Here is a 5,672-nt window from a genome sequence, read left to right as displayed (position 1 = left end):
GGCGATGACACCCCGGAAACCGGCGGCAATAAAGAAGCCGAGGATTATGGCGTCCTCTGGCAGGATCGGCTGGAAGAGGCCGAGCTTGCACCGCTGGTTCCCCACCTTGAGAGCGAGGCGCGTCAGCGTCTGCTGCAAACCATCAACGACTTCCGTCAGGATGTGGATAAACGCACCATTGGTCCGCGTGGTCGTCAGGCGCTCGACCAGCTGATGCCGCGATTGCTAAGCGAAGTCTGCCCGCGCAATGACGCCGCCGTTGCCTTAAGCCGCCTGACACCTTTGCTGCTGGGCGTGGTGACGCGAACCACCTATCTGGAGCTGCTGACCGAGTATCACGGCGCGTTAAAGCATTTAATCCGCCTGTGTGCAGCGTCACCAATGGTGGCCAGCCAACTGGCGCGCTATCCGTTATTGCTTGATGAGCTGCTCGATCCGGCCACGCTCTACCAGCCGACCGCCACCGATGCCTACCGTGATGAGCTGCGTCAGTATCTGCTGCGCATCCCGGAAGAGGACGAGGAACAGCAGCTGGAAGCGCTTCGCCAGTTTAAGCAAGCCCAGCATCTGCGCATTGCGGCGGCAGATATTGCTGGCACGCTGCCGGTGATGAAGGTCAGCGATCATCTGACCTGGCTGGCAGAAGCGATGATCGAGCAGGTGGTGCAGCAGGCCTGGCAGATGATGGTGCAGCGTTATGGCCGTCCTTCACATCTGACCCAGCTTCAGGAACGCGGGTTTGCCGTGGTGGGGTACGGCAAGCTGGGAGGCTGGGAGCTGGGCTATAGCTCCGATCTGGACCTGGTGTTCCTGCATGACTGCCCGGCCGATGCGGTGACCGACGGCGAGCGCAGTATTTACGGCAGGCAGTTCTATCTGCGTCTGGCGCAGCGTGTTATGCACCTGTTCAGTACCCGCACCTCGTCCGGCATTCTGTATGACGTGGATGCGCGCCTGCGTCCATCCGGTGCGGCGGGCATGCTGGTCAGTACCTTTGAAGCCTTTGATGAATACCAGCGTAATGAAGCCTGGACCTGGGAGCATCAGGCGCTGGTGCGAGCGCGCATCGTGTTTGGCGAGGCTGCCCTGAGTAAGCGTTTTGATGACATCCGCCGGGGGATCCTCTGCCTGCCGCGTGACGCTGATAAGCTGAAGGTAGAGGTGCGGGAGATGCGTGAGAAAATGCGTGCGCACCTTGGCAACAAGCAAAAAGGGCGCTGGGATCTGAAAGCCGATCGGGGCGGGATCACCGATATTGAATTCATCACGCAATACCTGGTCTTACGCTATGCCGCCAGCGAACCTAAGCTGACGCGCTGGTCTGACAACGTGCGTATCCTTGAACTGATGGCCAATAATGACCGCATGAGCAGTGAGGAAGCGAAGGCGCTGACGCAAGCTTATGTCACGCTGCGTGATGCGCTGCACCATCTCGCGTTGCAAGAGTTGCCGGGTCAGGTTTCACCGGAAGCCTTTAGCGTGGAGAAGAACGTGGTGAACAACAGCTGGTCGCATTGGTTCGGCAGTTAATGTGCTGCCTGCCCGAGCTTTCAAGCTGTAGCTTGTAAGATGAAGGGTGAATGTGCGGGATTGTCAGCTTGTGCTATCATCCCGCGCACTATTTTTGACTTCAGCCTGGAGTGTCTGGAATGAAAATTACGCTGCCCGATTTTAACCGTGCGGGTGTTCTGGTTGTTGGCGACGTGATGCTGGATCGCTACTGGTACGGCCCAACCAGCCGCATCTCTCCTGAAGCCCCGGTTCCGGTTGTTAAAGTGGATAACGTTGAAGAGCGTCCTGGCGGCGCGGCTAACGTTGCGATGAACATCGCTTCACTGGGCGCAGGGTCCCGCCTGGTAGGATTGACTGGCATTGATGATGCAGCCCGCGCGCTGGATGCCAGCCTCAGTGGCGTTAACGTGCAGTGTGATTTTGTTGCGGTTGCCACTCATCCAACGATCACTAAACTGCGCGTTCTTTCACGGAACCAGCAGCTAATCCGTCTGGATTTTGAAGAAGGCTTTGAAGGTGTTGATCCTGAGCCGCTGCATGAGCGTATCCGCCAGGGCTTGCCAAAAGCGGGCGCGTTGGTGCTGTCGGACTATGCCAAAGGGGCACTGGCCAGCGTAGAGACCATCATTCAGATCGCCCGCGAGGCCAACGTTCCGGTGCTGGTCGATCCGAAAGGCACCGACTTCGAGCGTTATCGTGGTGCCACGATCCTGACGCCAAACCTGTCTGAGTTTGAAGCCGTAGTCGGCAAGTGCAAAGACGAAGCCGAGATTGTTGAGCGCGGCATGGAGCTGATGGCGAAGTTTGATTTATCTGCCCTGCTGGTTACCCGGTCTGAGAACGGCATGACGCTGCTGCAACCGGGCAAAAAGCCGTTCCATCTGCCGACTCAGGCCCAGGAAGTTTATGATGTTACCGGTGCCGGGGATACGGTGATTGGCGTGCTGGCGGCGGCTCTGGCGGCGGGCAACACGCTGGAAGAGAGCTGCTTCCTGGCTAACGCTGCCGCTGGTGTGGTTGTGGGTAAACTGGGGACATCGACCGTTTCTCCCGTTGAGCTGGAAAACGCTATCCGCGCCCGTCCGGAGTCTGGTTTTGGCGTGATGGATGAGGCACAGCTGAAAGAAGCTGTCGCGCTGGCTCGCCGCCGTGGCGAGAAAGTGGTGATGACCAACGGCTGCTTCGATATTCTGCACGCCGGCCATGTTTCCTACCTGGCAAACGCCCGTAAGCTCGGCGATCGGTTGATTGTTGCGGTAAACAGCGATGCTTCGACTAAGCGCCTGAAAGGGGAAAGCCGTCCAATCAATCCGCTGATTAATCGGATGATTGTGCTGGGTGCGCTGGAAGCCGTCGACTGGGTGGTGCCGTTTGAAGAAGATACACCGCAGCGAGTGATTGCTGATGTACTGCCAGACTTGCTGGTGAAAGGCGGAGACTATAAGCCAGAAGAGATTGCTGGCAGTGTGGAAGTCTGGGCTAACGGTGGCGAAGTGCGGGTGCTGAATTTTGAAGATGGCATCTCAACCAGCAACATCATTAAAGCAATTAAGTCTAAAGACTGATGCTCTGACGTCGGTCAGAAAGAAAAAGGGGCGATCTTAGATCGCCCCTTTTTTTACTTAAAACCCAGACGGTTACTGCATGTCTTCGGTTTTAATCACGTCTTTTGGCGTAGCGTCAGTACCACGGCTTTCCAGCTCGGCAAGGCGTTGCTCCAGGGCAGCCAGCTTTTCACGCGTGCGCAATAACACCTGAGTCTGCACATCAAACTCTTCGCGATTGACCAAATCTAAACGGGTCAGCTGCGATTGCAGCGTCTGACGGATTTTTTTCTCAACGTCGTCACCAAACTCACGGATGCCTTTTGGCATAGATTCGTGAACCTGACGGGCTAGTTGTTCAATTTTTTTGGGGTCAATCATAGCGGCTTCCTGGTGGCGGCAAAGTTTCTTTAAGTGTAATGCGATAATCCGAAAGGATAAACCAGAAATCAGCAAAGCAGAAAAATGCCAAACTAAAGGCACATTTTGTTCGTTGCCCTGGCATTTTATCGGCGTTATAGTAAGCAGGCTTATTCTCAGGGCGGGGTGTAATTCCCCACCGGCGGTAAATCGGCGTTATGCCGAAAGCCCGCGAGCGCTTCAGACCTCCCGGTTTGAAGGTCAGCAGACCCGGTGTAACTCCGGGGCCGACGGTTAAAGTCCGGATGGGAGAGAGTAACGTATCAGGCCGGGCTTTTGCCCGCCGCACCGTTATTTTTTTGTCACTGCATGACACTCCTAAGCACGCCCTGATTCTGGTAACCCATACATTTTATAAGGTTTTATTACCATGAATCAGACGCTACTTTCTGAATTTGGCACGCCTCAGCAGCGTGTAGAACGTGCAATCGCCGCCTTGCGCGAAGGGCGCGGTGTGATGGTGTTGGACGATGAAGATCGTGAAAACGAAGGCGATATGATCTTTGCCGCAGAAACCATGACAGTTGAGCAGATGGCACTGACCATCCGCCACGGCAGCGGGATTGTTTGTCTTTGTCTGACGGAAGAACGTCGTCGTCAGCTTGAGCTGCCAATGATGGTCGAAACCAATACCAGCGCTTACGGCACCGGTTTTACCGTCACTATTGAAGCGGCGGAAGGCGTGACCACTGGCGTTTCAGCTAAAGATCGCGTGACCACCATCCGTGCAGCTATCGCCGACAATGCCAAACCTTCTGACCTGAATCGCCCTGGGCATGTGTTCCCGCTTCGCGCCAGCGAAGGCGGCGTCCTCACTCGTGGCGGTCATACTGAAGCGACCATCGATCTGGTTACGCTGGCCGGTTTCAAACCTGCTGGCGTACTGTGTGAACTGACCAACGATGATGGCACCATGGCCCATGCGCCAGAGGCTATCGAGTTTGCTAAGCAGCAGAATATGCCGGTCGTGACCATCGAAGATTTGGTCGCTTACCGTCGCAGCAATGAGTCTCGTCAGGCCAGCTAATCTGTCTGACGAAGATTAAAACCGGGTGCCTGTGACCCGGTTTTTTTTCGCCTTAACTCAGTCCGCTGCTTTGCAGCAAAGTCAGGCTCAGACCCATCACCGCCATACCGCAAAGGACACCATAGCTTGGGTTACTTTTAGGGTCGATCTCTTTAGCCAGCGGCATCAATTCATCAACCGACAACGCCACCATAATCCCGGCCACTGTGGCCATGATCGCCCCCATCAAAACCGGCGAAACCAGCGGACCAAGGACTAAGAACGCCAGCACCCCGCCCAGGATTTCGGCCATGCCGGAAACGCCCGCCCAGAAGATCGCCTTCTTTTTTGAGCCTGTTGCGGCATACATCGGCCCTGCTACGGCAAGTCCTTCAGGAATATTGTGGATAGCAACGGCCAGAGCGATGCCCATGCCCATTTCCAGGTCACTGCTCGCGGTTACAAAGGTCGCCACACCTTCTGGAAAATTATGCAGGCTGATCCCTAAAGTCAGCAGCATCGCCGTGCGCCGAAGATTGCGGGGAGGGTGGCAGCCGGTCAGAAGATCCTGTGGGTGCTGATGAGGTAGCATACGATCCAGTGCGAAGTAACCCAGCAGCCCAACCACAAACATGCCGTAACCCAATACAGGCGACATGCCTTCAGCGTGCAGCGCCGCAGGCAGCATCTCCATTAGCGAGATCAGCAACATAATGCCGGCAGCAAAACCTAAGGCAAACGCCAGGACGCGGTTTGAAGGTTTCTGGCCCATCACACCCAGCAGTGCGCCAATAAAGGTCGCGCCGCCAGCGAATAAAGTCAGTATTAATGGCACAGACAAGGTGACCTCCAGAAGGAAAGTATAAAGTATAGCCTTTGCTATACCTTATCAAAAAATAACCAGCTGTAACGTCAGGAAGTGTATTTTTTACTGTTCAAATTTATTGATTATCTTCATCACAGTTATCCGGGTTCATCGCCGGGGGAAAGCGCGTAATGTAGCCGTTATTAAGCCGACATATTCAGGGGAACCACTATGAGTCAGTTACGTATGCCCGCACTTTTTCTTGGCCATGGCAGCCCAATGAATGTGCTGGAAGAGAATGTTTATACCGAAACCTGGCGTCAGCTGGGCAAAACGTTACCGCGCCCTAAAGCCATCGTGGCGGTCTCCGCGCATTGGTACACCA

The 5,672-nt window shown here is 55.3% G+C and carries 5 protein-coding genes, 1 pseudogene and 1 riboswitch; of the genes and pseudogenes, 4 read left to right on the top strand and 2 right to left on the bottom strand.

The window, feature by feature from the left end; translation table 11 throughout:
- Together glnE and hldE are read left to right on the top strand one after the other, a co-directional pair.
- The coding region (gene glnE, locus WCC56_RS19685; RefSeq protein WP_424694013.1) for a bifunctional [glutamate--ammonia ligase]-adenylyl-L-tyrosine phosphorylase/[glutamate--ammonia-ligase] adenylyltransferase at positions 1–1,530 on the top strand (1,530 nt) is incomplete at its 5' end.
- A 119-nt stretch (positions 1,531–1,649) separates the two neighbouring features.
- The gene (gene hldE / locus WCC56_RS19680) at positions 1,650–3,077 is read left to right on the top strand and encodes a bifunctional D-glycero-beta-D-manno-heptose-7-phosphate kinase/D-glycero-beta-D-manno-heptose 1-phosphate adenylyltransferase HldE (protein ID WP_424694012.1); all 1,428 of its coding nucleotides are present in this window, start codon (positions 1,650–1,652) and stop codon (positions 3,075–3,077) included.
- Positions 3,078–3,149: 72 nt separating this feature from the next.
- Here hldE and ubiK read toward each other — a convergent pair whose 3' ends face one another.
- On the bottom strand, positions 3,150–3,437 hold the full coding sequence (ubiK, locus tag WCC56_RS19675; protein ID WP_424694011.1) for a ubiquinone biosynthesis accessory factor UbiK: 288 nt from the start codon (positions 3,435–3,437) through the stop codon (positions 3,150–3,152).
- A 147-nt stretch (positions 3,438–3,584) separates the two neighbouring features.
- A riboswitch (FMN riboswitch) is annotated at positions 3,585–3,737 on the top strand.
- Positions 3,738–3,846: 109 nt separating this feature from the next.
- Between ubiK and ribB the strand changes: the two genes are divergently transcribed.
- Positions 3,847–4,503, top strand: a complete 657-nt coding sequence (gene ribB / locus WCC56_RS19670) for a 3,4-dihydroxy-2-butanone-4-phosphate synthase (protein WP_424694010.1) — start codon at positions 3,847–3,849, stop codon at positions 4,501–4,503.
- A gap of 52 nt (positions 4,504–4,555) precedes the next feature.
- On the opposite strand, the gene zupT is transcribed toward ribB, so the two are convergent.
- Positions 4,556–5,323, bottom strand: coding sequence for a zinc transporter ZupT (gene zupT, locus WCC56_RS19665; RefSeq protein ID WP_424694009.1), 768 nt, complete (start codon positions 5,321–5,323; stop codon positions 4,556–4,558).
- 195 nt (positions 5,324–5,518) lie between these two features.
- On the opposite strand from zupT, the pseudogene WCC56_RS19660 reads away from it, so the two are divergent.
- Positions 5,519–5,672, top strand: a pseudogene (locus WCC56_RS19660) (4,5-DOPA dioxygenase extradiol); the annotation flags it as partial.

Source organism: Erwinia sp., from assembly GCF_049696395.1.
Lineage (GTDB): Bacteria > Pseudomonadota > Gammaproteobacteria > Enterobacterales > Enterobacteriaceae > Erwinia.
Note: the sequence above shows the minus strand (reverse complement) of the source record. Positions and strands in the feature narration are given on the sequence as shown.